This is a genomic window from Halorussus caseinilyticus (assembly GCF_029338395.1).
Lineage (GTDB): Archaea > Halobacteriota > Halobacteria > Halobacteriales > Haladaptataceae > Halorussus > Halorussus caseinilyticus.
Genome location: NZ_CP119809.1, coordinates 1,890,723 through 1,913,184, shown reverse-complemented (window position 1 = coordinate 1,913,184; position 22,462 = coordinate 1,890,723). Strand labels below are relative to the sequence as shown.

The 22,462-nt window shown below is 65.8% G+C and carries 21 protein-coding genes and 1 pseudogene; 9 read left to right on the top strand and 13 right to left on the bottom strand.

Annotation, left to right across the window (positions count from 1 at the left end; genetic code table 11):
* Nucleotides 1–255 precede the first annotated feature (255 nt).
* Nucleotides 256–390 (bottom strand): DUF7128 family protein, encoded by a 135-nt coding sequence (locus tag P2T60_RS09575; protein ID WP_276279021.1) that lies wholly within the window; start codon nucleotides 388–390, stop codon nucleotides 256–258.
* An 81-nt stretch (nucleotides 391–471) separates the two neighbouring features.
* On the opposite strand from P2T60_RS09575, the gene P2T60_RS09570 reads away from it, so the two are divergent.
* The 6 genes from P2T60_RS09570 to P2T60_RS09545 all read left to right on the top strand — a co-directional run bounded on the left by P2T60_RS09570 (nucleotide 472) and on the right by P2T60_RS09545 (nucleotide 7,187).
* Complete coding sequence (locus P2T60_RS09570; RefSeq protein ID WP_276279020.1) at nucleotides 472–2,697, top strand: AAA family ATPase; 2,226 nt, start codon at nucleotides 472–474, stop codon at nucleotides 2,695–2,697.
* Nucleotides 2,698–2,850: 153 nt separating this feature from the next.
* Nucleotides 2,851–3,747, top strand: coding sequence for a hypothetical protein (locus P2T60_RS09565; RefSeq protein WP_276279019.1), 897 nt, complete (start codon nucleotides 2,851–2,853; stop codon nucleotides 3,745–3,747).
* Nucleotides 3,748–3,789: 42 nt separating this feature from the next.
* Nucleotides 3,790–4,374, top strand: coding sequence for a hypothetical protein (locus P2T60_RS09560; protein ID WP_276279018.1), 585 nt, complete (start codon nucleotides 3,790–3,792; stop codon nucleotides 4,372–4,374).
* Between the two features lie 104 nt (nucleotides 4,375–4,478).
* The gene (gene rbcL / locus P2T60_RS09555; RefSeq protein ID WP_276279017.1) at nucleotides 4,479–5,726 is read left to right on the top strand and encodes a type III ribulose-bisphosphate carboxylase; all 1,248 of its coding nucleotides are present in this window, start codon (nucleotides 4,479–4,481) and stop codon (nucleotides 5,724–5,726) included.
* A 114-nt stretch (nucleotides 5,727–5,840) separates the two neighbouring features.
* Nucleotides 5,841–6,182: a HalOD1 output domain-containing protein gene (locus tag P2T60_RS09550; protein WP_276279016.1), complete on the top strand. Its 342-nt coding sequence runs from the start codon at nucleotides 5,841–5,843 to the stop codon at nucleotides 6,180–6,182.
* Nucleotides 6,183–6,254: 72 nt separating this feature from the next.
* The gene (locus P2T60_RS09545) at nucleotides 6,255–7,187 is read left to right on the top strand and encodes a hypothetical protein (RefSeq protein ID WP_276279015.1); all 933 of its coding nucleotides are present in this window, start codon (nucleotides 6,255–6,257) and stop codon (nucleotides 7,185–7,187) included.
* Here the strand turns inward: P2T60_RS09545 and P2T60_RS09540 are convergent.
* The 5 genes and pseudogenes from P2T60_RS09540 to P2T60_RS09520 all read right to left on the bottom strand — a co-directional run.
* Nucleotides 7,184–7,429: pseudogene (locus P2T60_RS09540) on the bottom strand (YhjD/YihY/BrkB family envelope integrity protein); the annotation flags it as partial. The gene P2T60_RS09545 and the pseudogene P2T60_RS09540 sit on opposite strands and share 4 nt — an antisense overlap.
* A gap of 18 nt (nucleotides 7,430–7,447) precedes the next feature.
* Nucleotides 7,448–8,677 (bottom strand): RNA-guided endonuclease InsQ/TnpB family protein, encoded by a 1,230-nt coding sequence (locus tag P2T60_RS09535; protein WP_276279013.1) that lies wholly within the window; start codon nucleotides 8,675–8,677, stop codon nucleotides 7,448–7,450.
* Between the two features lie 267 nt (nucleotides 8,678–8,944).
* Nucleotides 8,945–9,499, bottom strand: a complete 555-nt coding sequence (locus tag P2T60_RS09530) for a YhjD/YihY/BrkB family envelope integrity protein (protein ID WP_276279012.1) — start codon at nucleotides 9,497–9,499, stop codon at nucleotides 8,945–8,947.
* 75 nt (nucleotides 9,500–9,574) lie between these two features.
* On the bottom strand, nucleotides 9,575–10,276 hold the full coding sequence (locus P2T60_RS09525; RefSeq protein WP_276279011.1) for a hypothetical protein: 702 nt from the start codon (nucleotides 10,274–10,276) through the stop codon (nucleotides 9,575–9,577).
* Between the two features lie 127 nt (nucleotides 10,277–10,403).
* Entirely contained in the window at nucleotides 10,404–13,256 is a 2,853-nt protein-coding gene (locus P2T60_RS09520) for a DEAD/DEAH box helicase (protein WP_276279010.1), read from the bottom strand.
* Nucleotides 13,257–13,732: 476 nt separating this feature from the next.
* Between P2T60_RS09520 and P2T60_RS09515 the strand changes: the two genes are divergently transcribed.
* A complete protein-coding gene (locus P2T60_RS09515; RefSeq protein WP_276279009.1) occupies nucleotides 13,733–14,098 on the top strand; it encodes a group I truncated hemoglobin in 366 nt (121 codons plus the stop codon).
* A 48-nt stretch (nucleotides 14,099–14,146) separates the two neighbouring features.
* A complete protein-coding gene (locus P2T60_RS09510) occupies nucleotides 14,147–14,620 on the top strand; it encodes a hypothetical protein (protein ID WP_276279008.1) in 474 nt (157 codons plus the stop codon).
* Nucleotides 14,621–15,310: 690 nt separating this feature from the next.
* On the opposite strand, the gene P2T60_RS09505 is transcribed toward P2T60_RS09510, so the two are convergent.
* The 4 genes from P2T60_RS09505 to P2T60_RS09490 form a co-directional block, all read right to left on the bottom strand.
* The gene (locus P2T60_RS09505) at nucleotides 15,311–16,054 is read right to left on the bottom strand and encodes a metallophosphoesterase (RefSeq protein WP_276279007.1); all 744 of its coding nucleotides are present in this window, start codon (nucleotides 16,052–16,054) and stop codon (nucleotides 15,311–15,313) included.
* Nucleotides 16,054–17,838, bottom strand: coding sequence for a hypothetical protein (locus P2T60_RS09500; protein ID WP_276279006.1), 1,785 nt, complete (start codon nucleotides 17,836–17,838; stop codon nucleotides 16,054–16,056). Before P2T60_RS09500 ends, P2T60_RS09505 begins: the two co-directional genes overlap by 1 nt.
* Nucleotides 17,835–19,103 (bottom strand): Single-stranded DNA binding protein, encoded by a 1,269-nt coding sequence (locus P2T60_RS09495; RefSeq protein ID WP_276279005.1) that lies wholly within the window; start codon nucleotides 19,101–19,103, stop codon nucleotides 17,835–17,837. Before P2T60_RS09495 ends, P2T60_RS09500 begins: the two co-directional genes overlap by 4 nt.
* 155 nt (nucleotides 19,104–19,258) lie before the next feature.
* A complete protein-coding gene (locus tag P2T60_RS09490; RefSeq protein WP_276279004.1) occupies nucleotides 19,259–20,587 on the bottom strand; it encodes an arylsulfotransferase family protein in 1,329 nt (442 codons plus the stop codon).
* A gap of 70 nt (nucleotides 20,588–20,657) precedes the next feature.
* Here P2T60_RS09490 and P2T60_RS09485 point away from each other — a divergent pair, with 70 nt between their 5' ends.
* A complete protein-coding gene (locus P2T60_RS09485; protein WP_276279003.1) occupies nucleotides 20,658–21,320 on the top strand; it encodes a 2,5-diamino-6-(ribosylamino)-4(3H)-pyrimidinone 5'-phosphate reductase in 663 nt (220 codons plus the stop codon).
* Nucleotides 21,321–21,338: 18 nt separating this feature from the next.
* Here P2T60_RS09485 and P2T60_RS09480 read toward each other — a convergent pair whose 3' ends face one another.
* The 3 genes from P2T60_RS09480 to P2T60_RS09470 form a co-directional block, all read right to left on the bottom strand.
* Entirely contained in the window at nucleotides 21,339–21,494 is a 156-nt protein-coding gene (locus P2T60_RS09480; protein WP_276279002.1) for a hypothetical protein, read from the bottom strand.
* A 104-nt stretch (nucleotides 21,495–21,598) separates the two neighbouring features.
* A complete protein-coding gene (locus P2T60_RS09475; protein ID WP_276279001.1) occupies nucleotides 21,599–21,898 on the bottom strand; it encodes a DUF7545 family protein in 300 nt (99 codons plus the stop codon).
* Between the two features lie 152 nt (nucleotides 21,899–22,050).
* Nucleotides 22,051–22,434 (bottom strand): secondary thiamine-phosphate synthase enzyme YjbQ, encoded by a 384-nt coding sequence (locus tag P2T60_RS09470; RefSeq protein ID WP_276282192.1) that lies wholly within the window; start codon nucleotides 22,432–22,434, stop codon nucleotides 22,051–22,053.
* Between the last annotated feature and the right edge of the window lie 28 nt (nucleotides 22,435–22,462).

Below are 22,462 nucleotides of genomic sequence, written 5' to 3'. Positions count from 1 at the left end.
GCGAGGGAAGCGGTCGCGTTCGGGCGACCGCTGGGGGCGGGGAGGCGTGAGGCTGATGCGTGCGGTCGCGGTGCCGTGCGGTCGCAGTGTGTGCGGTAGACTCCTCGGAGTCGGCGATAGCTAGCTACTCCCTCGCGGTCCACGTTCGGTCTCCGACAACCCTGCCGACCACCGGAACTCCCGCGGCGACACCGAAACCCACGCCACTCGACCAATCCCGTTCCGACTCGTGAACACCCTCAACCGAGAAACCGACTACTGGATGTAGGAGGGGTCTTCGTGGTCGCAGTTCTGCTCGTGTTGCTCGGCGTCTTCCTCGTCGTCGAACATCATCCCGCACCCCTCGCACTTGTACCACGTCATCTCGTCGCGCTGGGTTTTGACGACCATGTTCGTGGATACACGCGACGAAAGTAAATCGTTTGCCCCGACAGGGGAACCCTCAATACGGACGAGAAACGAGAGACTGACATGAATGCGAAGGGTTCGGCCGCGGTCGAGTTGACCGTACAGGGCGCGGAGAAGCGTGACGCGGGCCGGGGAATCGCTCGCATCCCCGAGTCGGCCCGGTCCGCGCTGGGCGTCCTGAGCGGCGACACCGTGGTCGTGGAGGGCGAACGCGACACCGTGGTCAAGGTGTGGCCCGCCGGAAGCGACGTGACGGGCGGAACCGTCCAAATCGACGGCGAGACGCGGGCCAACGCTGGGGTCAGCATCGGTGACGCGGTGACGGTCCGCCAGATTTCGGTCGCCGACGCCGAGTCGGTGACGCTCGCGCCGACCGCCAGATTCGACCCCGACGACCGCGACACCCTCGAAGCGGCCCTGAAGCGCACGCTCCGGGACCGGCCGGTCAAGGAGGGCGAGCGCGTCCGCATCGAACGCCTCGGGGACGCCGGGACGTTCCACGTCGGCGCGACCGACCCCGACGGCGTGGTCCGCGTGACCGACGACACGCGGGTTTCGGTCGCCGAAGACGCCGGGGCGGGCGGGTCCGGCGGGACCGGAGCCAGTTCGACCGGGGCAACTGGGTCGGGCGTCTCCATCCCCATCGGCGGCGAAGGGACCGAGGGCGGCGACGAGACGCCGCCCAAGCCGACCGGCGCGACCTACGAGGACATCGGCGGGCTCGAAGAGGAACTGCGCCGGGTCCGCGAGATGGTCGAACTGCCGCTCTCGAACCCCGCGCTGTTCCGGCGCCTCGGCATCGACCCGCCGAAGGGCGTCCTGCTGTACGGGCCGCCGGGCACGGGTAAGACGATGATAGCCAAGGCCGTCGCTAACGAGGTTGACGCCCACTTCGTCACGGTGTCCGGACCCGAAATCATGTCGAAGTACAAAGGCGAGAGCGAAGAGCGCCTGCGGGAGGTGTTCGAGACCGCGCGCGAGAACGCCCCGACAATCGTGTTCTTTGACGAGATAGACGCCATCGCGGGCGAACGCGACGAGGAGTCCGACGTGGAGAACCGCGTGGTCGCCCAACTGCTCAGCCTGATGGACGGTCTCGAATCCCGCGGGGAAGTCGTCGTCATCGGCGCGACCAATCGCGTGGACGCCATCGACCCGGCCCTCCGACGGGGCGGCCGGTTCGACCGCGAAATCGAAATCGGGGTGCCCGGCGAGTCCGGACGCCGCGAGGTTCTGGACGTTCACACCCGCGGGATGCCCCTATCCGACGACGTAGACTTGGACCGACTCGCGGCCTCGACCCACGGGTTCGTCGGCGCGGACCTCCACGCCCTCTCGACGGAGGCGGCGATGGCGGCGCTCCGGCGGGCGCGCGACGCCGGAGCAGACGACGAGGCGCTGATGGAGGTCGAAGTCACCCGCGCGGACTTCGAGACGGCGATGGCGTCGGTGGACCCCTCGGCGATGCGGGAGTTCGTCGCCGAGTCGCCCGAAATCGACTTCGGCGCTGTCGGCGACTTGGAGGAAGCCAAACAGACCCTGACCGAGGCCGTCGAGTGGCCGCTGGCGTACCGAAACCTCTTCGCGGAGACCAACACCGAACCGCCGACGGGCATCCTGCTGTACGGTCCGCCGGGGACCGGCAAGACCCTGCTCGCGCGGGCGCTGGCGGGCGAAAGCGACGTGAACTTCATCCACGTGGACGGCCCGGAACTGCTGGACCGGTACGTCGGCGAGTCCGAGAAGGCGGTCCGCGAAATCTTCGACCGGGCGCGACAGGCCAGTCCCGCAATCGTGTTCTTCGACGAGATAGACGCCGTTGCGGGCGAGCGCGGGACGGGCGCGGGCGGCGGCGCGGAGGTCAGCGAGCGCGTGGTCTCCCAACTGCTGACCGAGATGGACGGACTCGCGGAGAACCCCAACCTCGTCGTGTTGGCCGCGACCAACCGCCGGGACGCGCTGGACCGCGCGCTCCTGCGGCCCGGCCGACTGGAGGAACACATCGAGGTGCCCGCGCCCGGCGAGGGAGGCCGCCGGGCGATTCTGGCGGTCCACGCCGACGACAAGCCGCTCGCCGACGACGTGGACTTGGACGAACTCGCCGCGGAACTGGTGGGGTACACCGGCGCGGACTTGGAGGCCGTGGTCCGTGACGCCTCGATGCGGGCGATTCGGGAGGCCGCAGACGCGTGGGGCGTCGAACAGGCCGACGAGAACGCCGACGAGATAACAATCGAGCGCCGACACTTCGACGCCGCCGTCGAGAAGGTCCAGCCGACGCTGGACTGACGGCTGAATCCGGTGGAAGTGCCGGTACGACCTCTTTGAGACATGCTGACGACGTGTGCGAGCCATTATTATACAAATCTAGAAATATTAAAAATATATAATTTTATTATAGAATATTTTATATAGCTTCGGTCGGATAGACCTATCGAAGTCATGACAGACGAAACCCCCGACCGTCGTTCGCGCGGCGGCAGTCGTCGTCAGTTCCTGAAAGGTATCGGCACGCTCGGCGTCGGTTCGCTCGGTCTGCCCCTGCTGTCTAGCGACGGCAGGGCGGAGTCCGGTCCCGCCGCCCCCGAGAAGTTCCACGTCACCGGCCGCGAGGTCATCAAGGCGAAGATTCGACCCGACACCGTGACGGTAACGAAGCGAAAGAGCAGTGACGACCTGCGGCGTCGCTACGGCATCTCCCCGCCGGTCCTGACCAAGACCGAGACGTTCGACCGGCCCAACGCCGAGGAAGACGACCTGCCGCTCCGGGACACGCAGACCGTAGAGCAGGACTGGAACACCTACTACGCCAAGGAAGACGAGTGGAAGGACCACTTCCAACCGACCGGCGTGAGTACCCAGTCCCACGCGCCCGCAGAGGAGGACCACCCGTACGGCATCTGGGAGTACGAGGCGGTCGACGGCGGCTATGAGACTGCGGCCCCGATGAACATCATCTCCGAGCAGTCCACCGGTGATGTGGCCGACGTGCTGACCAGCGACGGATGGACGACTTCCGTCGTCCAGTACGACCGCTACGCGTGGAACAGCGGCATCGGCGAGTTCCAGACCCAGCACAAGTCCGCCGCGACGGGCACCTTCGGCTTCCTCGGACGCAAGCACCTGAAGATGTGGTTCTTCGACGGCTACCTCTCCGGGTCGGCCCACATCGACAGTTCGGCACCGCACGAGGCGACTTCGTTCGACGACGCCGAGCAAGCCATCGAGAACACCTTCGACGACGCGTCCGGTTGGTACGGCTACGAGGACTACTACTACATGGACAACGGCTACCAACTCGACCACGACAGCTACGCGACGAAGCTCATCAAGTACTAACCGCGACCGGGATTTATCCCCTCTCCTCCCCTACACCTCGCTATGGACTGGTACGCCGCCCTCCGTCCCCGTCGGAGCCTCGTCCTCCCCCTTCTCGTGTTCGCGACCCCGGTGCTGTACTTCGTCTACCGGGACGCCTCGATGGGGTGTCCCGCTGGTCCGTCGTGCCTCGACGCGACCCACGCGGGGTACGCCCTCGCCGGACTCGCAGGGTCCTACCTCGTCGCCGTCGGCGTCCTTGCGATGGTGGACGCCCCGGCGCTCGCGGACCGTACCCCCTACGGCCGACTCGCGTTCCGTCCGACCGACCGGACGCTCGCGGTTCTCGGCGTCTTCGTGGCCGCGACTGCGGGCTATCTGCTCGCCACGCTCGTCACGACGATTCCGGCGTGGGTGGACCTCGTTCTCGCGCCGTTCGGTCTGGTCCTCGCGCTCCCGTTCGCCGCGAGTTACGCCGCGATGGTCGTCGCCACGAACGCCGTCTTCTCGGAACCGCCGATGTGGTTCCAGACGGCGGTGGTCGCCGTCTCGCTCGCGCTGACGGCCGTCTGGATGTTCGCGCTGGCGACCGGAACCGCCGGACTGCTCGGGTCGTGGCTCCCCGCGCGCGTCGGGTCGGGACGGTAGTCGGACGCGAGAGGCGGGACAGAGAGGGCCTCTCGGCGCTCCCAGACTTCCGTCCCACCCTCAAAGATTATCCGGCTACCGCGCGATAGTTCTCCGGACGAACCATGACCGGTATAACCTACGAAGACTTCATCGACCTCGGATACGACCCGGACGACACCGCCCTCGTCTGCGAGTTCTACGTCGAACCCGCCGCCGACATGGATATGGAGGCGGCCGCCAGTCGCGTGGCCTCCGAGAGTTCCAACGGGACGTGGGCCGAGTTGCAGGTCGAAGGCTCCGTGCGCGACTTGAGCGCAACCGCGTGTGACATCGACGGCGACCGAGTGACGGTGGCGTACCCCGACGCCCTCTTCGAGGCGGGCAACATGCCCCAAGTCCTGTCGTGCATCGCGGGCAACATCCTCGGGATGAAGGCCGTAGAGCGCATCCGCCTGCTCGACTGCGACTGGCCCGAGAAGTTGACCACCTCGTTCCCCGGCCCGCAGTTCGGCACGAGCGTCCGCGAGGAGATTTTCGACGCGGGCGACCGACCCATCACCGCGACGGTCCCCAAACCGAAGGTCGGTCTCACGACCGACCAGCACGTCCGAGTCGGCTACGAGGCGTGGACCGGCGGCATCGACCTCCTGAAGGACGACGAGAACCTCACCGACCAAGACTTCAACCCCTTCGAGGAGCGCCTGAAGCGAAGCCTCGAAAAGCGCGACCAAGCCGAGGAGGAGACCGGCGAGAAAAAGAGCTATCTCGTCAACGTCACCGCCGACGGCGACGAGATGCTCGACCGCGTGGATATGGCCGCCGAACAGGGGTGTGAGTACGTCATGGTCGACGTGATTACGACCGGGTGGGCCGCGGTCCAGCAGGTCCGACGGCGGTGCGAGAAACACGGACTCGCCATCCACGCCCACCGCGCGATGCACGCCGCCTTCGACCGCATCGAGACCCACGGCGTCTCGATGCGCGTCATCGCGCAGGTGGCCCGTCTCTGCGGCGTGGACCACATCCACACCGGAACCGCGGACCTCGGCAAACTCGAAAACGAGGACACGGTGGGTATCAACGAGTGGCTTTACTCGGACCTCTACGGTCTGAACGACGTGTTGCCGATGGCCTCCGGCGGACTCCACCCCGGACTCGTCCCGGAACTGGTAGCGCGCACCGGCACCGACATCGGCATTCAGGCCGGGGGCGGCGTTCACGGCCACCCCGACGGGACCCACGCGGGGGCGAAGGCCCTCCGGCAGGCCATCGACGGGACGATGGCGGGCGTCCCCCTCGAAGAGTACGCCGAAGACTACCCGGAACTGGCGACTGCGCTCGAAAAGTGGGGGACGGAAACGCCCCGATAGCCGTCGTTCGAATACCCAGTATAATTTCCTACGGTTTTAAGCAAATATCAATTTGTGACAGAGCCGTTATCGTCCGCAGGTAATATGTCTACTCGAACTAATAATGAACTGATTATGTCGAAGCAGTTATCGAAAGTCGTCGCCGGGCGGCCGCCGACCGGGACGACTGGCGAGATGCCACCACGGCGGCGTCCGATAGCGGGTGACGAAAACGCGAGCGAAGCGGTCGTAGCGGCGGTCGCAAACGCCACGGACACCGACCGGCGGTCGCTCCCACCGCTCAGCGACTACGTTGACGCCGACTCGTTGAACCGACTCGTCGGCGTCGCCGAACGGTCGCCCTCGGCCGGACTCGTCTTCACGCGCGCGGAGGACATCCCGACCGAAGTCGAAGTGTCGTTCGAGTACGCGGGCCACGAGGTGACGGTTTCGGAACGCTACGTCGTCGTCGAGTAGCGGACGCCGATATATCAAACTGGGATTTGAGTTTACGGAAGACCCTTTGAGTAGCGACCGTAACCGAGGCGTATGAACCGACGCGAACTCCTCCACCGTGGCGGTGCGCTGGCCGCCGCCGCGGGTCTCGCCGGTTGCCTCGGCAGTACCGGAACCGACGCCCCGACGACAGACGGCGACCGGACGACCGACCGCGGAACGACAACCGACTCCGAACGAGACGGCGACTCGGGCGCTGGCGGTTCCGGCGGCGAGTTCTCCGGCGTCCGGTCCGACGACGAGAACCCCTTCCGGACGATTTCGGTCGGAAGTCGAGAGGCCGTCCCCTTCCCCGACAACAACCAACCTCGACGGGTGCGGGTCTGGAACGCGACCGAGGGGAGCCGCGAAATCGAGATTCGGGTGTCTCGCGGGAGCGAGACGCCCGTAGACAGAACCGTCGAGTTCGAGACCGACGCCTACCTCACGGTCCTCCTGAACGAACCGGACGACTACCGAGTCGCGGTCACACCCGAGGGTGGGGACGCGACCACCGTCGAGTTCTCCCGCGCGTCGTTCGACTGCAACTCCGCGACCACCGACGCGGGCGTCATGCCCGACGGGAGCGTCGAGACGATTTCGGCGTCCACCGCCGCGGGGTGTCCGAGTCCCGAAGTCGCCGACACCTCGCTCTCGGTCGGAAAGGGCGACTGCGGCACGGAACACCGCGCGACGGTCGAGTTCGCGGGCGAGAAAGTCGAAGTCCGCGGTGCGGTCCGCGCTCCGACGCCCCGGTCGGACCTCGCGCTCGCGGGGACCGACTACGACCGGACGGCCGACGCGCTGACGGTCCGCGTCCGAGCGACTGGCGAGGACGGCGGCGAACCGGGAACCCAGTGTACTGGGGAAGTCGCCTACCAAGCCACCGTCGGGTTGAACTACGCGCTCCCGAGCGAGGTGGCCGTCGTCCACGAGAGCATGAACGAAACCGTCGAAGTGACCCGAGCGGACCGAGGGGGCGATTAGCCCGACAACCGAATGCGAGCGCCCAGAACCGAGTTCACCACCCCGCCGAGCAGAACGACCGCACCCGCGAAGTAGAGCCACGTCAATAGGAGCAACACCGCGCCGATGACCCCGTAGGCCTGATACTGCCCGGCGTGAGCGAGATAGAACTGGAAGAGGACCTGCAACGCGACCCATCCGACGCCCGCGACGACTGCACCCGGAAGCGCCTCCCTGACGGACATCTCGACCGGCGCCATGACGTAGTGAACTACCCCACCCTACTCGCTCACGGCTGACGCCGTTCGCTCGGTGAGGGTGAGGCTTCCTGTTTCAACGACGCGCTTTGCATCCACAACCGAGGACACAGGGAGCGCAGTCTCCACAGGCGTTGATTCGGAGCGTCCCGCTCCTAACCGCTTCCTGATACCGTGAGAAAGAATATTCCACGCCGCGTTCGCGTCTCTATCCGCCTCGAACCCACACGCCGGACAGGAGTGTTTGCGCACCCACAGCGGTTTCTCCGTCGAAACGCCACAAGACGCGCACTCCTTCGTCGTTCCGCGCGGATTCACGGCGACGAAGTGCGTTCCCTCACGCTCGCACTTGTATTCAAGCATACGCAGGAACGTCCCCCACGCCGCTCCTGTCCGATTGCGTGAGTTGCCCGGCAGTTCGACCAACCCCTTCGCGTCAAGGTCTTCGACCGCCACGAGGTCGTACACCCGTGCGTAGTAGTTTGAGAGTTTGTGGAGGAAGTCCCGCCGCTTGTTCTTGAGGTCGGCGTGACGTTCGGCCACAACACGGCGCTGTTCCTCCCAGTTATTCGAACCGTGCTGTTTCCGCGAGAGGTCGCGTTGGGCGCGTTCCAAGCGGTCACGCTCGTCGGACAGGTCGAGGGATTCGACGGCGGTGCCGTCGGTGTCTTGAGCGTACTTGAGAATCCCTACATCGATACCGACGCACTTCTCGGGATGCTCGGGTTTCGCGGGCGGGTCGTCAGGAGTTTCGACGCCGAGGACAGCGTACCACTTCCCGGTCGGTTCCTGTTTGACCGTGACGGTCTTAATCTCGGTGTCGTCGGGGAGGTCGCGGTGGAAGGTGAGCGGGATTTCTCCGAGTTTCGAGAGCCACAGTTTTGTCCGACCGCTCGTGTTCTTGAGCTTGAAGCCGGATTGACTGTAGGTGAAACTGCGGTACTCGCCCGGTGCCTTCCACTTGAGCGTCCCAACGCGGTAGCCGTTCTCTTTGCGACCGCGAAGTGTCGAGAGGTTGTCGTACAACCGCTGAACGACTTTCTGAAGAACTTTCGAGTGAACGTGTTTCAGGTCGTTCCACCACTTCTTGAGGTCGGGGAGCCGCTTCTGTTCGCTGTATGCCGAGGTGTCGTCGGTGCGGTTGAGGCGGTGGAGGAAGTGGTTGTAGACCTGCCGACAGGTATCGACAGTCCACGCTAACTGTTCTTCGAGAGCGTCGGACGGTCGGAGCCGATACCTGTAGTTGTAGTTCACGAGCGTTCTTCGATGAGTTCGTCAAGTTTCTCTTGGACGAACGAAGACAGACTCAGATGATTCTCCTGAATCCACTCCTCTTGGTCGTCGCGGATAGAGATAGTCTTGCGCGTTGCTACACCATAAATTATGGAAATTACGTACTAAACAGTTACGATTGCGTGGGCCTGTGGGCCGAGCGACGAACGTGTTTGAGAACTGTGTGGCGCTGTATCCCCTCCCTACTCACTCGCTCCGCTCGTTCGTTGAGGAAGGGGCCTTAGCGCCTCAATTCAGGTAAAGCGGCAGAAACGCGACGACGAGACCCCCGACGAGCGCGAGATTCCCGAGGAAGTTGGCGTACGGGATGCTCTCGGCGAGTGCGGACGACCGGAGAGCGTAGCCGACTGCGACCACCAGCGCGACTGCCGCGGCGACCAGACCGATGCTCACCACGCCGTCGATAATCTGCTCGACCAGCGACGGGTCGCGGTCGGTGCCGTAGGCCTCCGAAAACGCGATGTCGAGACCCCGGAACAGTTTCAGTGCGCTCCACGCGACGGTGGCGAACCCGACGACGCCCGCGCCGGTCCGCCCGGTCGAACTCGTGAGCGCCTGCTGAAGAACTCGCTCACCCGACCCCGACAGCGAGCTTTCGACCTGCTGGACGAGAAAGTCGGCGAACGCCTGCCCGCCCACGATGCTCCCGACGACCACCACGAGCAACGTCAGCGGAATCAACGAGGCGAACGCGTAGTAGGCGATGCTCGCCGCCAGAAACATGACGTTTCGGTCCCGCGCGACGTTCACGACGCGCTCGACGCGACTCCGGGAAGTAGCCATAGCTGTAACGTCACACGTCGGCCACGCCTAAAGGCCGTACGGCCCGATTCAGGGTCGTCGCGGCGCAGAGGGCGCTTACTCCGTCGTCGTCTCGCCGCCCGCGGCAGTCGTCGTCTCGCCGCCCGCGGGGGTAGCGGTCGTCTCCGGCGGGTCCGTGACCTCGATGGTGAGTCGGTTCAGACCGTCGCAGGTCTCGGCCGACGCGACCCGGTACCACTCGCCGAGTTGGATTTCGGGGAGTCGGCCGCCAGCCATCGTCGTCGTTTCTTCGACCACCTCCGTCGTTGTTTCCCCTTCCTCTGTCGTTGTCTGGTCCTGCATCGCGGCCTCGGTGGTCGTTTCACCGGCCATCGCCGTGGTCTCGGTCGCCCCGCCGCCCGCGGCAGTCGTCGTTTCGAGCAGGTCCTCCGCCAGTGCCATCTGCGGGGCCAGCAGACCCCGGAAACCGATGTCGGCGTCGGCGCGGAACGTCCGGACGACGAACAGTTGATACTCCTCGGACCGGTCGCCGCCGAGACACGCCGCCGGGACGGTTTCGGTCGCGGGTTCGCCGAAGGGGTCCCGCGGCCGGAACCGGACCCGGAACAGGTCGCCTTCTTCGAGGCTGAAACTGAAGACGCCGGTTCCGCCCTCCCCCTCGGCCTGCGTCGTCGTCTCCTGTCGCGTCCTCGCCTCTTGGGCCGAAGCGCCGTTCAGGGTGAGGCCCGCGACTCCGAGCAGACCCGCGGTGGCACCGGCCTTGAGCAAGTCGCGCCGTCGTGGTGTGTCGTTCGGCATGGTCGAACCCCCGCCGCGTTCGCTCTTATAGCGAATTGGCCGTTCACGGCCGCTATCCCGGCCTAACGCGGCGACATCCGGATTACGGGCGAGCAATCGGAGTTACGGGCGGGAAACCGGGTGTTTCTCAGTCCCAGAACGACTGGGTTCGGGCGTACTGGCGCTCTTGGGCCAGAATGTCCCGGTAGAAGTCGTCCTCGTCCTCGCGCAACTTGGCGATGATTCGGGCCGCGTTCCGGGGACCGACGCCGCGGGCCGCCAGCGCGACGACGGCCTGCTTGCCGTGGCTCTGGACGAGGCTGGCGGCCTTGTACGCGCGCTCGGTCATCTTCTCCTGTTCGTCGTCCTTCTCGGCGGCCCGGACCGCCTGCACCACCTCGTCGGCCCACGGGTTGAGCGCGGCGATGCGGGTCGAGTGACACTCGGGGCACTCCGGTTGGTCGCGGACGCGCCGGACGGGTTTCTTGCGCTTCCAGTCCTCGCAGTGGAGACAGAGCAGGATTACCTCGTCGTCACGAATCCGGTCTTTGACCGTCTGGATGACGCTGGCGTCGGCGTTCTCGGGCGCGAGCAGTTCCCGGCCCGACGAGATGCCGCCGGTGCCGACCGGAGTGCGCCCGCCGGTGGTGACGACTTCGATTTCCTCGTCGCGGATTTTCCGGAGGACCTCGCTCGCGCGTTCGACCGCGAGGTCGTCGTGAAACACCTCTCGGACCGCCTCGTCGTACATCGGCGTCTCTTCGAGGGCGGCCATCAGGCGGTCGATGTGCGGACCGCCCGAGTTTCCCTCCCAGTTGCGGAGCGCGCCGAACTTCGCGGCGACCTGCGAGAGTTTGAACTTGAGCGAGTCGGAGCGTTTGAGGCTCAACTCGATGATTGCCTCGACGTGGTTCGGGTCGGTCCCTTCGAGGACTTCGGCGACTTCCCGTCCGTTCACCTTCGCGGGCACGTCCAACTCGATGCGGTAGGGGTCCACCTCCATGCCCACCGACGACCCCGTGCGCTGGCCCACGAGCGACGAGAGGACTCGGCCGAGCGTCTCGTTTACCTTGTGGCCGAAACACGCGTTGACGACCACCGTGTTGGCGGCGTGTTCGACCACGATTCGGTCCGCCGTCGGGAGGGGTGCCCCCGTCTCGGCGTGGCGGTCCAACTGGTCTAAGGCCTCACTCGCGGTGTACTCGTCGGTCGGATACCGGTTCGTGAACTCGCGGGCCACGCCCTCGCGGGGTGCGCCGCGCTCGAACCGGGGTCGCGCGACGGCGCGCATCTCGCCGACCTCTCGGGCCACGTCGTAGGGCACCGGAATCTCCTCGCCGACCCACGAGGGAATCTCGCCGCCGGGGTCCTCGACGGGCGAGACTTTGACGGTCTCCTCCTCGTCCTCGACCTCCGTAATCCGCCACATCTCGCCGCGCTGGACGAAGATTTCGCCGGGGCGGGCGAAGTTGACGACGAACCGCTCGTCCAGCGTGCCGACCTGCGACCCGCTGGCGATGTCCTCTACGGTGTAGGTCTGCTCGTCGGGAATCATCGAGAGGTTGGCGTAGAAGTACTGCCACGTCCCGCCCGACTTTTCGAGTCGGTCGTTCTCCTCGTCCAACCAGACGAGTCGGTTGCCCTTCAACTCGCGGCAGACCGCCTTGAACTCGGCCTTCGAGAGGTCCCGGAAGGGGTAGGCCCGCGTGACGATTTCGTAGGCCCGCATCGCCGAGAGGTCGCCGAAGTCCATCACGAGACCCACGATTTGGTTCGCCACGGTGTCGAGGCTCCCGTCGTGAATCTCGACGTTCTCCACGTCGCCCGCCTTCGCGCGCCGGGCGATGGCGAGGGCTTCGAGGGTGTCGTCGGGGTGTTTGGTGACGATGGTGCCGTGGGAAACCTGCTCGGAGCGATGGCCCGCGCGCCCGACGCGCTGGAGCAGGCGCGCGACCTCCCGGGGACTCGAATACTGGACCACGTGGTCGATGCGTCCCACGTCGATTCCCAACTCCATCGAGGAGGTACAGAGCAGAGCGTCGAGTTCCCCGGCCTTGAAGCGGTCCTCCACGTCGATGCGGGCCTCCTTCGAGAGCGACCCGTGGTGGACGCCGACGTTGGCGTCGAGTTCCTTGAACCGCGACCCGAGTGCCTCGGCGGTCTGTCGCGTGTTGACGAAGATGAGGGTCGAGTCGTGGTCGTCCACCACGTCGAGGATGGCCCGGACGTGGCTGGCGACTTCCTCGTCGGTGGCGAGTCTGCCCGCGAGTCGCTCGTCCTCGTCGGTTATCTCGGGTTCACGCACCTCGAACTCGACTTTGCTCCCCACGTCCACCGCCACGACTTCGGGGTCGTCGCCGCCGGTCAGGAAGCGACCGACCGCTTCGGGGTCGCCGACCGTCGCGGAGAGACCGATTCGCTGGAAGTCGTCGGCGAGTTCCCGGAGGCGTTCGAGACCTATCGTCAACTGCGCGCCGCGCTTGGCGGCCGCGAGTTCGTGAACCTCGTCCACGACGACGTGGTGTACGTCTTCGAGCGCAGTCCGGAGTTTCGACCCGGTGAGCATCGCTTGCAGGGTCTCGGGCGTGGTGACGAGAACGTCGGGCGGGTCGTTGGCCTGCTTCTGGCGCTGGTAGTCGGTGGTGTCGCCGTGGCGCACGTCCACCGCGAGGTCCAACTGGTCGCCCCACCAGTCCAGACGCTCGCGCATGTCCCGGTTGAGCGCCCGGAGCGGGGTGACGTACAGCGCCGAGATGCCGAAGCGCGGGCCGTCGTCGGCCCGCGCTTCGGCGATGGCGTCGAACACCGGGAGCATCGCCGTCTCGGTCTTGCCGGTTCCGGTCGGCGCGATGACCAGCGCGTCCTCGCCGCGTGCCAGCGGCGGGATGGCCCGACGCTGTGGTTCGGTGGGCGTCGAGAATCCTCGTTCCGAGAGCGCCGCCCGCACCTGTTCACCGAGTCGGGCGAAGGCCGCAGAACCGGCGGCCCGTCGGTCGCTCATTGGACGTTTTTAGCGGGTAGACGGTCATAAGCGCGTTGCCTTCGGAAACCGACGCCGGGACTGCGGGCGGCGTCTCGCGGGCCGACCCGTTCGCTCTCCGGGCGCTCGGTCGCCCGCCGTCAAAGACGCGTTGGCTGACCGTCGGCGCTCCGCGCCGACGGTCTCGAACCGAGGTTTCAAAGGAGAATAATGCTTTAATATTCGATATAGTATCTCTAACATTGGTAAAGATATTTGAAAGACAACTTTTCCGTTCCGAGAGCGCATCCGGCGGTTCGCGGCGCTTCGACGCGAGCGACGACCCGAGACGGCGATACGACGGGACTCCGGAGTCGCGCCGAACGTGTTCGGGGGAAAATATATCCAACCGACGCGTTCAAATTAATTCGACGCCGGTGGCGGTGCGGACCGGGCATCGACGCACGACCATCCCCCTCGTCGCCGAGCGCGGCGACGGTTCGACCCAAACGACACGAATGTCTGCAGGAGATACACTCTACCATCGGTTAGGCGGTAAAGAACAGATTTCGAGCATCGTAGACGAATTCTACGAGCGAGTGTTAGCCGACGATTCAGTCGCCCAGTTCTTCGAGGACGTGGACATGGCCGCCCAGCGCGCCCACCAGACGCAGTTCCTGAGCGCGGTCGCTGGCGGTCCCGTCGAGTACGACGGTGAGGAGATGCGCGAGGCCCACGAGGGTCTCGGACTCGAAGAACAGCACTTCACGGCAATCGCCACGCACCTCGAAGCGGCACTCCGGGAGTTCGACGTTCCCGACCAGTCCGTAGAGGAAATCATGGCCGAAGTCGCGGCGCTGAAAGACGACGTTCTCTGCCGGTAGCTTCGACTTCCGGCGAAGACTTTTCTCCGAAGGTGTCGAAGTCGCTCCATGGAGACGGAAGTCCACTTTCGGGAGACCCAAGCGTTCGACCAGCGGTGGCTCTGGGGACTGCTCGGCCTGCGCGCGCTCGCCGACTTCGTGTCCCTCGCCCGCGGCAAGCGGTCGGCCCGCGAGACGGTGGGCCGACTCGCCACGCTCGGGGCCGTCGCTCTCTTCTTCCGAGTCGCCACCCTCCGAACCGAGGTCCGCGACGACGGCGTGTACGTCGCCTTCGCGCCGTTCCACCGGTCGGCCAAGCGCGTCCCCTTCTCGGACCTCGCGGACGTGCAGGCGACGGGGTACAGTCCCCTCCGGTACGGCGGGTGGGGCATCCGGTGGAGTCCGAGCGGCATCGCCTACACCGTCAGCGGCAAGACCGGCGTCCGGTTCGAGCGCACCGGCGGCAAGTCGGTGTTCGTGGGGTCCGAGCGACCCGACGAGTTGCTGGCGGCGGTCCAAGAAGCGACGAAAGAGATGAAGTGAAATAATACTTTTATGACCTGAGTATTTTTTACTTCTGTGAAACGGTTAGATTCGTTGACCGGGGTTCGACGGTCGGTACCGAGTACGACCGATGGAAGCGGAGGGTTGTCTCGAGACGAGAAGTTACTCGCGACCTACGAGAATCTCCGAGCCGAGTTGCGCGTTCGGATGCAGGCGGGTAATCGGCGGAATACGCGGGGGGTAGCAGTCATCGGCGCAATAATCGGGTCTGCGATAGTCGAAAATTTCCATCTGTTAGTCTTCGTCCCGCTCGCAGTCGGGTTCCTGCTCGTTGAGAGCGTGCGGAGTTACCAAGAGATGATTATCGTCGCACGACACTTAATAGCGATAGAGCGGGAACTGTCCGAGGATGGTTCGCCGTTTCGATACGAACGTCAACGCGGCGGCGCATTCGGGAAATTACGTAGACGAACGGGATTATTCGGTCTCGGGTGGTCCACGGTTCCGAAGACAATTCAACTCTTTCTGTTCGGACTGACGTACCTCTCCATCGGGCCGATTCTCGTCTCGGAATGGAGTCCAGCACCGAAATTGCTTGGGTACGAAATCACGAGACAGTATGTGGGAATCGGATTCGGACTGCTTACCGCACTGTTACTGATTACGAGCGTTTCGTTCGTCGTTCAGCGTCGCAGGCTTCTCAACGAGATAGAAACCAAGGAGGGTTAACTAAACGTCGCCATATCTGCCGAGTCGCGTCCCGTCGAGCAGATACGCCTGTCCGCCGTCCAGTCCCTCCGGCAGGAACGGAGCCAGAAACTCCTGACCTTCGACGTTGACCCACGTCGCGCCCACGAGTTCGTTGAACGCCGGGAAGACGACGAGTTGCGCGCCGTCCCGCACCGTCGCCTCGCGTTCGGCGAAGGCGGCCCCCGAAAGCGACCCACGGAGCCAGACGCGCTCGACGCGACTCCCGCCCACCTCGTCTTCCAGTCGGACCGCGGGGTGTTCGTGGCCGACGCAGACGACTTCGCCGTCCAGCACCTCCGGCGCGGGCCACGTGTGGCCGTGCGCGAACCCCACATCGCCGAGTCGGACCCCCGCGCCGTCGGTGACTTCGAGGTCGGCCCACGACTCTATCGCGCCGTCGTGGTTGCCCTTGACCAGCGTGGCGGCCACGCCCCGCTCCGCGAGGCGTTCGAGCAGGACTTCGATTTCGCCGCGCTCGGCCCCGCCGGGGTCGCCGATGGTCTGCATCAGGTCGCCCAGAAAGACCACCCGGTCGGGGTCGGTCCGGGTGACGAGCGAGAGCAGTCGCTCGCGGCGCTCGCTCGCGCGGCTATCCAGCGAGACGCCCTCGGCGCGGAGCGCCTGCTCGACGCCCGCGTGGAAGTCGGCGACGACAAGCGCGCGCTCGCTCCCGAGGTCGGCGACCGCGGCCGGTTCGCCGGGAACCGGCTCGACGAGGCTCATCAGATAGGCTTGAGGGTGTCCTCGCCGGACTCGTAGCACCGCCCGGCCATCAGCGCGGCTTCGAGGGCGTCCTCCACGTCGGCGGGCGTCACGTCGTAGGCCTGCACCACGGCGGCGAGTAGGGTCTCGCGCCCGACGCCGTCGCCCTCGTTCAACTCGCGCATCTCGGTCATCACGGTGTCTTCGAGGTTCTCGGGCACCGCTTGGTCGCCGGACTCGCCCGAGTCGTCGCTCACACCGCCGGATTCGTCCGCTTCGTCCTCGCCGATGGACGCGCCGGGCGCTTGGGCGGCGGCCGACTCACTGCCCTCGGGCGCTTGGTCTACCGAGTCAACGACTTCCTCGGTGCCGCCCGGCGCGGGTTCGACCTCCTCCAGTTCGTCGGCGTCGATTTCGTCGTCGGTGGGTTCGGCGTGCCCGTCGCTGTCGCCGGGTTCGCCTTCGAGACCGGCGTCGGGTTCCGGCGGTTCGAGGTCGGACTCCTCGGGACTCTCGACTTCCGACCCCGAGGAGAACTCCAGTCCGTACTCCTCTTCGACCTGTTCGCGCTCCTCGTCGTCGAATTCGTACATCTCGTCGCCCGCCCCGGCGGTGCCGATGTCCGGTCCCTCGTCGCCGTCGGTCTCCGGCGCGAGCGATTCGTCGGTCGAAGTGTCCTGCTCGGACTCGACGGTCGGCGGTTCCTCGGTGCCGATTTCGTCCTGCAACTCCGCGGCATCTTCCGCATCTTCGACCTCCGGGGCTTGCTCGGTCTCGGCCTCGGCGGTCTCGGCTTCCGACCCCTCGACGGTCCCGGTGGGTGCCTCGCCGAGTCCCTCGTCGGCGTCTGCGGGCGTCTCCGATTCCATCCCCTCGTCTGCGGGCGTCTCGGTTCCCGGTTCCGGAGCGTCACCGAGACCCGTCTCGGGGTCGGCCGGTTCGGTCGTTTCGACCGATTCCGCAGTCTCGGCAGTTTCGGTCGCCTCGGTCGATTCCGTGGTCTCGGCTACCTCGGTTTCGAGACCTGTCGCGTCCGCGCCCATCTCCGTCAGCGAGTAGTCTAGCTCGACGGCCACTTCGTCGCCGCCCTCGCCGGGCGCGAATCCGAGCGGACCCACCTCGTCGGCGGTGATTTCCCCGGCGACGACGCGGGTCGAATCGACCGCGAGGTCCCAGACTTCCGCGAGGTAGGCCTTCGTCGTGCCGTAGTGGTCGAGCGCGAGCGGGATGCCCGACGCGAGTCCGGCGTCCGCGCCCTCCGCTTCGAGCGCCATCCGGAGTTCGTCGCCACGTGCGCCCGAGTCGATGGCGTCGGCGAACGTCGAGACCCTCGAGAGGGTCTGCTCGGCGGTCTGGACCACCCAGCGGTCCCGCGTCTCGGCGTCCACGCGGTTGATGGACTCGGGCCGAATCGAGGTGAACACGCGGTCCGAATCCTCGGGTTGGAAGGTCCGAGCCTTGCCCGTCACCGCGACGAACGCGGGCGGGTCGGCGCTTTCGAGGAAGGCCATCTCGTCGGGTTGGTACTGCCCGGCGTAGAGGACGAACGCGCCGGTCGGGTCCACGACCCGACCCCGAAGCACGTCGTCGCTGACCTGTTCGACTTCGGTCAGAACGCCGACGACGAACAGGCGATTGATTCGCGCGCCGGTCGGCGTGACCACGTAGTTCGGGGCGCGCTCCTCGTCGCTCTCCGAATAGTCGAAGTCGGCGTCGTCGTACTCGGCGGCGAAGACGCGCCACGCGACTTCGCGCCGCCCCGCGCCGCCCTGATTCGACTCGTTTTCGTCTTCGTTTCCGCTCATTCTGCCACCTCCGCGAGCAGGGCCTCGGCGCGGTCTGCGGGCGAGTCGGCCGACTGCTCGAACTCGGTGACTTCGAGGTTCGCGCCGTAGTCGTCCACCGAGAGGTTGCCCCGGACGCGGTACTCGTGGCCGACGATGCGGTCACGAATCGAGTCGGCGACGACTTCCTTGTCCATCGCGTCTCGGGCCTGCGCTTTGGCGTCCTCCACGCCGCCGCCGTACACCTCGGCGGTTCGCTCGTCGTCAAGCACCGCGGTCACGGTGCCGGTGCCGTCGTCCACGATGGCCTTCACGCGCAGGTCGTCTTGGCCGTCAACGTCGCCGTGGCTTCGACACTGGCCGTTCTGGATGACCCGGCCGCACTCGGGGCATCGCTCGATGAGACCCGACCCGTCGCGGACCGCCACGATGCTCCCGACGACTTCCACGTCGTAGGCACCGCCGGTCCCGACCGCCTCGCTGACGGTCATCCGGGTGCCGGTGTCGCTGATGGCCAGTTCGCGGTCGAGCGGTGCGACTTCGGTGAACTCCGAGAGGTTGACCGAGGGGACGCCCCGGAACTCCCGGACGTACACGTCTTCGAGTCGCAACGTCTCGCCCTCGGCGACTTCGGGTCGGGACTCCCAGTCGGTGAACGGGAGGCGGGCGCTCTCGTCGGCGAGGACGCCGCTCTTGATTTGGGTCTCGCCGTCCCGTCCGTCGATGGTCTTGGTCTCGACTTCGACCACCTCGACTTCGAGGTCGATGCCCCTGTCGCCGGGGTCGAGGTCCGCGAGGTCCGCGTCACCGCCGACGGGGTAGGGCACTTCGATGTCGTCCCCGAAGGCGACGTTGGTACTCTCGCCGAGGTTCAACTCGGGTTCGCCCTCCCACTCGCGGACGCCAGCGTTGCCCGCCGTGATGGTGTCGCCCGCCGAGAGACCGAAGTCCTCCCACGCGGTGTACGAGATTTTGCCCGAGTCGTCGGCAATCTCGCCCTCGTGGATGACCTGCTCGTTGCCCTGATACCGAATCGAGCGCTTGCCCACCGTCAGCACCTTCCCGGTGACGGTGACGTTGCTGTCCTCGGTGGACACGTCGGCGATGTCGGCCTGCGAGGGTTCGCTGGAACCGCCGCCGCCGTCGCCGTACTTCCGCCTGAGGCTCTGTTTGGCCTCGTCCACCGGCACGCTGTACTCTACTAGATTTTCGAGGTCCGCCTTGACCTCCTCCTTGTCGACGCCGAGGTCGGAGGCGAGTTCCTCGGCATGGTCGTCCAAACTCATCACTCGACCTTTGCCCGGACGGATTAAAAGTGTTCGTCACGGGGGTCGAACCCCGCCCGGTCGCGGGTCTGCGACCCGCAACCGGGCGACTCTTTTATTTGCTCTCGTCGGTTGGTCGATTGAGCGCGAAACAAGTTAGCGGGAGAACCAGCGACTCACTGGAGTCGAATCGGCCACCGGAACGACACCGACAGCGAGGAGTTGCGGTACTCCACGGCGGCCCACGCGAGGACGGTCAGGACCAAAATCAGGGCGGCCCCGATGTCGGTGAAGCCCATCCAAACCGGCAGGACGAACGCGACGCTGTTGGTTATCTTCCGAGGGGTGAACCCGGCGACTGCGGTAGTCTCTTTCTTCACGTCGGCTTCCTCGATGCCGCGGGACTGGAGGTCGGCTTTCGCGGCGCTCGGCCCGCCCGCGCTCTCGTCGCCCGTGCCGAGGCGTTCGAGTTCGTAGGGCGCGTAGAAGTTCACGCTCCACACCACCTCACCCTGCTCGTTGACCTCCAGCACGCGGTGGGCGTTCGTGTCCGCGATGAGCGTGTTACCGTTGGGCAGTCGGTCGGCGTCTCGGGGCCACTTCATTTCGTCGTCGGACCACACCCACGTCTGGGCCCACTTGCCGTTCTTTCGCTGGTACTCGATTACCCGGTCGTTGAGCGAGTCGGCGACGAGAACCGACGGGCCGCCCTCGGAGGCCGGAATGTAGTCGGGGTTGTGCTGTTCGTAGAGGACGCTGTGAGCGCCGTCGGCACCGAGCGTCCAGTTGTCCTGCATACCGGTCTCGGGGTCGATGAAGACCACCGAGTCCTGATTCCGGAGACTGGTCATGATTCGGCCGTCGTGGAGACGCTCTACGTCGTTGAGGTGGGCCCAGTCTTCCGGGTAGGGACCGCCGCCCGAGATGGGATACGACTGCTTGGTGGACCACTCCCACGTCGTCGTTCCCGTCGTGGTGTTGACGACGTAGGCCTCGTCGGTGTTGATGGCCCCGACGAGGAGGCGGTCCTCGCCGAGTCGGTCCACGTCGTGCCAGTTGGCCCCGCGGTCCTGCGGGATGACCCGCGAGTAGACGCGCTCTATCTCGCCGGTCGTGAGGTTCAGGCGCTCGACGACGGAGACTGTACACTTGCCGTTGCAGTCGTCGCCGTCGTAGTCGTACTCGGCGACGTACTCGACGGTCATCTCGGTCCCCTTCACGGGGTCCACGTCGAAGTAGCCGTGGTAGGAGTCGTTGTGGTACAGCACCTTTCCGTCGGGACCGAACGCGACCAGCGCGGCCGACTCGCCTTTCATCCCGTGGCCAGCGACCACGGTGACGTTCTCGCGCGGCGGGACGACCGACGCGCGTTCGTCTTCGGGGAGTTCGGCCTGCTGTTGGTAGGTCGAAACCGCGGCGTTGGCGGGCGAAGAGCCGTAACTGTAGCCGAGCGTGCTGGCACAGAGGACGACGACGAGGGCGAAAGCGACTCGGTGGCGGCGCACACGCGGACATACGTCGTGAGCGACATAAATCGACCGAAAGCGGTTTTCCGGGGGGGCGACTACTCCGGGTATGCGCGTGGTCGTCAACGCCGCCATGAGCGCGGACGGCAAACTCTCCTCGAAGCGCCGCGAGCAGATAGCCATCAGCGGCCCGGACGACTTCGACCGGATGGACGCGCTCCGGGCCGGGAGCGACGCGGTGATGGTCGGCGTCGGGACGGTACTGGCCGACGACCCGCACCTCACGCTGGACGACCCCGAGCGACAGGCCGCCCGCCGAGACCGAGACGAGTCGGCCCACCCCGTCCGCGTCGTCGCCGACTCCCGAGCGCGGACCCCGACCGACGCCCGGATTCTGGACGACGCCGCGACCACCTACGTCCTCGTGTCCGAGTCCGCGCCGACGGAGAGAATCGAGGCGCTGGAGAGTTCGGGGGCGCGACTCGTCACCGCGGGCGACGAGCGCGTGGCCCTGACGGACGCGCTCTCGACGCTGGAACGCGAGGGGTTCGACCAGTTGATGGTGGAAGGCGGGGGCGAACTCATCTTCTCGCTGTTCGAGGCGGGACTCGCCGACGAACTCCGGGTGTTCGTCGGTCCGAAGATAATCGGCGGCCGGGACGCCCCCACGCTGGCCGACGGCGAGGGGTTCGTTTCTGAGTTCCCGGAGTTGGAACTGGCCGACGTAGAGCGAATCGACGATGGGGTTCTGCTCCGGTACTCGGTCGAGTGAATCTCGGAGGAGACCGGACTACTCGCTAATCCGGTCTAGTGAGAGTGTGTGGCCCGTTCGCTGACCGTGTTCGATGAGAACGTCCGCGGGCGTCTCGTCGGCATCGACACTGACGACCTTCTCGAAGGAACAGTCCCGGCAACGAACCCGTATCCGGATTTCGTCCCCGCCCATTGATGTTTCTCAGGTAACACTTCGGAGTCGTCAGGGGAATGATTTTCCCTGCTATGCAATCACGTTTTTAGGTTTCCGGAGAATCGGACGAACGGTCGGGCGACTCAGTGGGAGTGGCCGGTCATCTCGCCGAACGTCTGGCCGAACCGCTCTTCGAACAGTTCCATCGCCTTCTCCTCGTTGGCCAGCACTTCCTCGTCGGGTTCTTGGGGCGCGTGGTGGACGAGCGCATGGGCCTGCTGTGCGAACGACAGCATCGTCAGGTCGCCCAGAACCTTGGTGTCGGTTTCGGTCGCTTCCTCGCGGAGGAGGTCCACGATTTTCTTCGGGAGGGTTAGTTCCTCGGCGTCTCCGTCGGGCGATTCGATGGTGTACGTCACGGTCTCAACGTCGGTGTCGGTCATACCCCTCTCTTCCGGGGGCGGACGTAAAGATGTGAGGGTATCGACTACGTGGTATCTCGGGTCTGCGGGTCTTCCGTAGTCGTCGCCGTGGTCTCGTCGCTTTGTTTCTCTGTGGTCTGAATGGTCGGGCGTCTGCGGTGGTTCGGTCGGAGTCACGACACGACGGTCACGTCCACCGTCCGGGTTCGCGGGCCGTCGCACTCCACGAACAGCACGGACTGCCACGTTCCGAGCGCCAACTCGCCGTCTTCGACGGGGACGCTGACCGACTCGCCCAGTACGGTCGCGCGGAGGTGTGCGTCGGCGTTGTCGTCGATTCGGTCGTGTCGGTAGTCGCCGTCACTCGGCGCGAGTCCCTCCGCGAACGCCTCGATGTCGGCCAGCAGGCCCGATTCGGCCTCTTGGACGACGACGCCAGCGGTCGTGTGCCGAACGAAGACGGTGCAGACGCCGGTCGCGTCGTCGGGCACCTCGGCGGCCACGCGGTCGGTCACGTCCACGACCTGCGTTCGCTCGTCGGTCTGGACCTCGAACATGGCCGGGCGTTCGACGCCCACCGCCGTA

What these genes read in the sequence shown, in the direction of transcription:
- P2T60_RS09570 (WP_276279020.1), top strand. Translation starts at nt 472, where the DNA reads ATGAATGCGAAGGGTTCGGCCGCGGTCGAGTTGACCGTACAGGGCGCG.
- P2T60_RS09550 (WP_276279016.1), top strand. Translation starts at nt 5,841, where the DNA reads ATGTCGAAGCAGTTATCGAAAGTCGTCGCCGGGCGGCCGCCGACCGGG.
- P2T60_RS09480 (WP_276279002.1), bottom strand. Translation starts at nt 21,494, where the DNA reads ATGGGCGGGGACGAAATCCGGATACGGGTTCGTTGCCGGGACTGTTCC.
- P2T60_RS09530 (WP_276279012.1), bottom strand. Translation starts at nt 9,499, where the DNA reads ATGGCTACTTCCCGGAGTCGCGTCGAGCGCGTCGTGAACGTCGCGCGG.
- P2T60_RS09500 (WP_276279006.1), bottom strand. Translation starts at nt 17,838, where the DNA reads ATGAGCGGAAACGAAGACGAAAACGAGTCGAATCAGGGCGGCGCGGGG.
- P2T60_RS09575 (WP_276279021.1), bottom strand. Translation starts at nt 390, where the DNA reads ATGGTCGTCAAAACCCAGCGCGACGAGATGACGTGGTACAAGTGCGAG.
- P2T60_RS09560 (WP_276279018.1), top strand. Translation starts at nt 3,790, where the DNA reads ATGGACTGGTACGCCGCCCTCCGTCCCCGTCGGAGCCTCGTCCTCCCC.
- P2T60_RS09520 (WP_276279010.1), bottom strand. Translation starts at nt 13,256, where the DNA reads ATGAGCGACCGACGGGCCGCCGGTTCTGCGGCCTTCGCCCGACTCGGT.
- P2T60_RS09470 (WP_276282192.1), bottom strand. Translation starts at nt 22,434, where the DNA reads ATGTTCGAGGTCCAGACCGACGAGCGAACGCAGGTCGTGGACGTGACC.
- P2T60_RS09525 (WP_276279011.1), bottom strand. Translation starts at nt 10,276, where the DNA reads ATGCCGAACGACACACCACGACGGCGCGACTTGCTCAAGGCCGGTGCC.
- P2T60_RS09495 (WP_276279005.1), bottom strand. Translation starts at nt 19,103, where the DNA reads ATGAGTTTGGACGACCATGCCGAGGAACTCGCCTCCGACCTCGGCGTC.
- P2T60_RS09565 (WP_276279019.1), top strand. Translation starts at nt 2,851, where the DNA reads ATGACAGACGAAACCCCCGACCGTCGTTCGCGCGGCGGCAGTCGTCGT.
- P2T60_RS09510 (WP_276279008.1), top strand. Translation starts at nt 14,147, where the DNA reads ATGGAGACGGAAGTCCACTTTCGGGAGACCCAAGCGTTCGACCAGCGG.
- P2T60_RS09545 (WP_276279015.1), top strand. Translation starts at nt 6,255, where the DNA reads ATGAACCGACGCGAACTCCTCCACCGTGGCGGTGCGCTGGCCGCCGCC.
- P2T60_RS09515 (WP_276279009.1), top strand. Translation starts at nt 13,733, where the DNA reads ATGTCTGCAGGAGATACACTCTACCATCGGTTAGGCGGTAAAGAACAG.
- rbcL (WP_276279017.1), top strand. Translation starts at nt 4,479, where the DNA reads ATGACCGGTATAACCTACGAAGACTTCATCGACCTCGGATACGACCCG.
- P2T60_RS09485 (WP_276279003.1), top strand. Translation starts at nt 20,658, where the DNA reads ATGCGCGTGGTCGTCAACGCCGCCATGAGCGCGGACGGCAAACTCTCC.
- P2T60_RS09475 (WP_276279001.1), bottom strand. Translation starts at nt 21,898, where the DNA reads ATGACCGACACCGACGTTGAGACCGTGACGTACACCATCGAATCGCCC.
- P2T60_RS09505 (WP_276279007.1), bottom strand. Translation starts at nt 16,054, where the DNA reads ATGAGCCTCGTCGAGCCGGTTCCCGGCGAACCGGCCGCGGTCGCCGAC.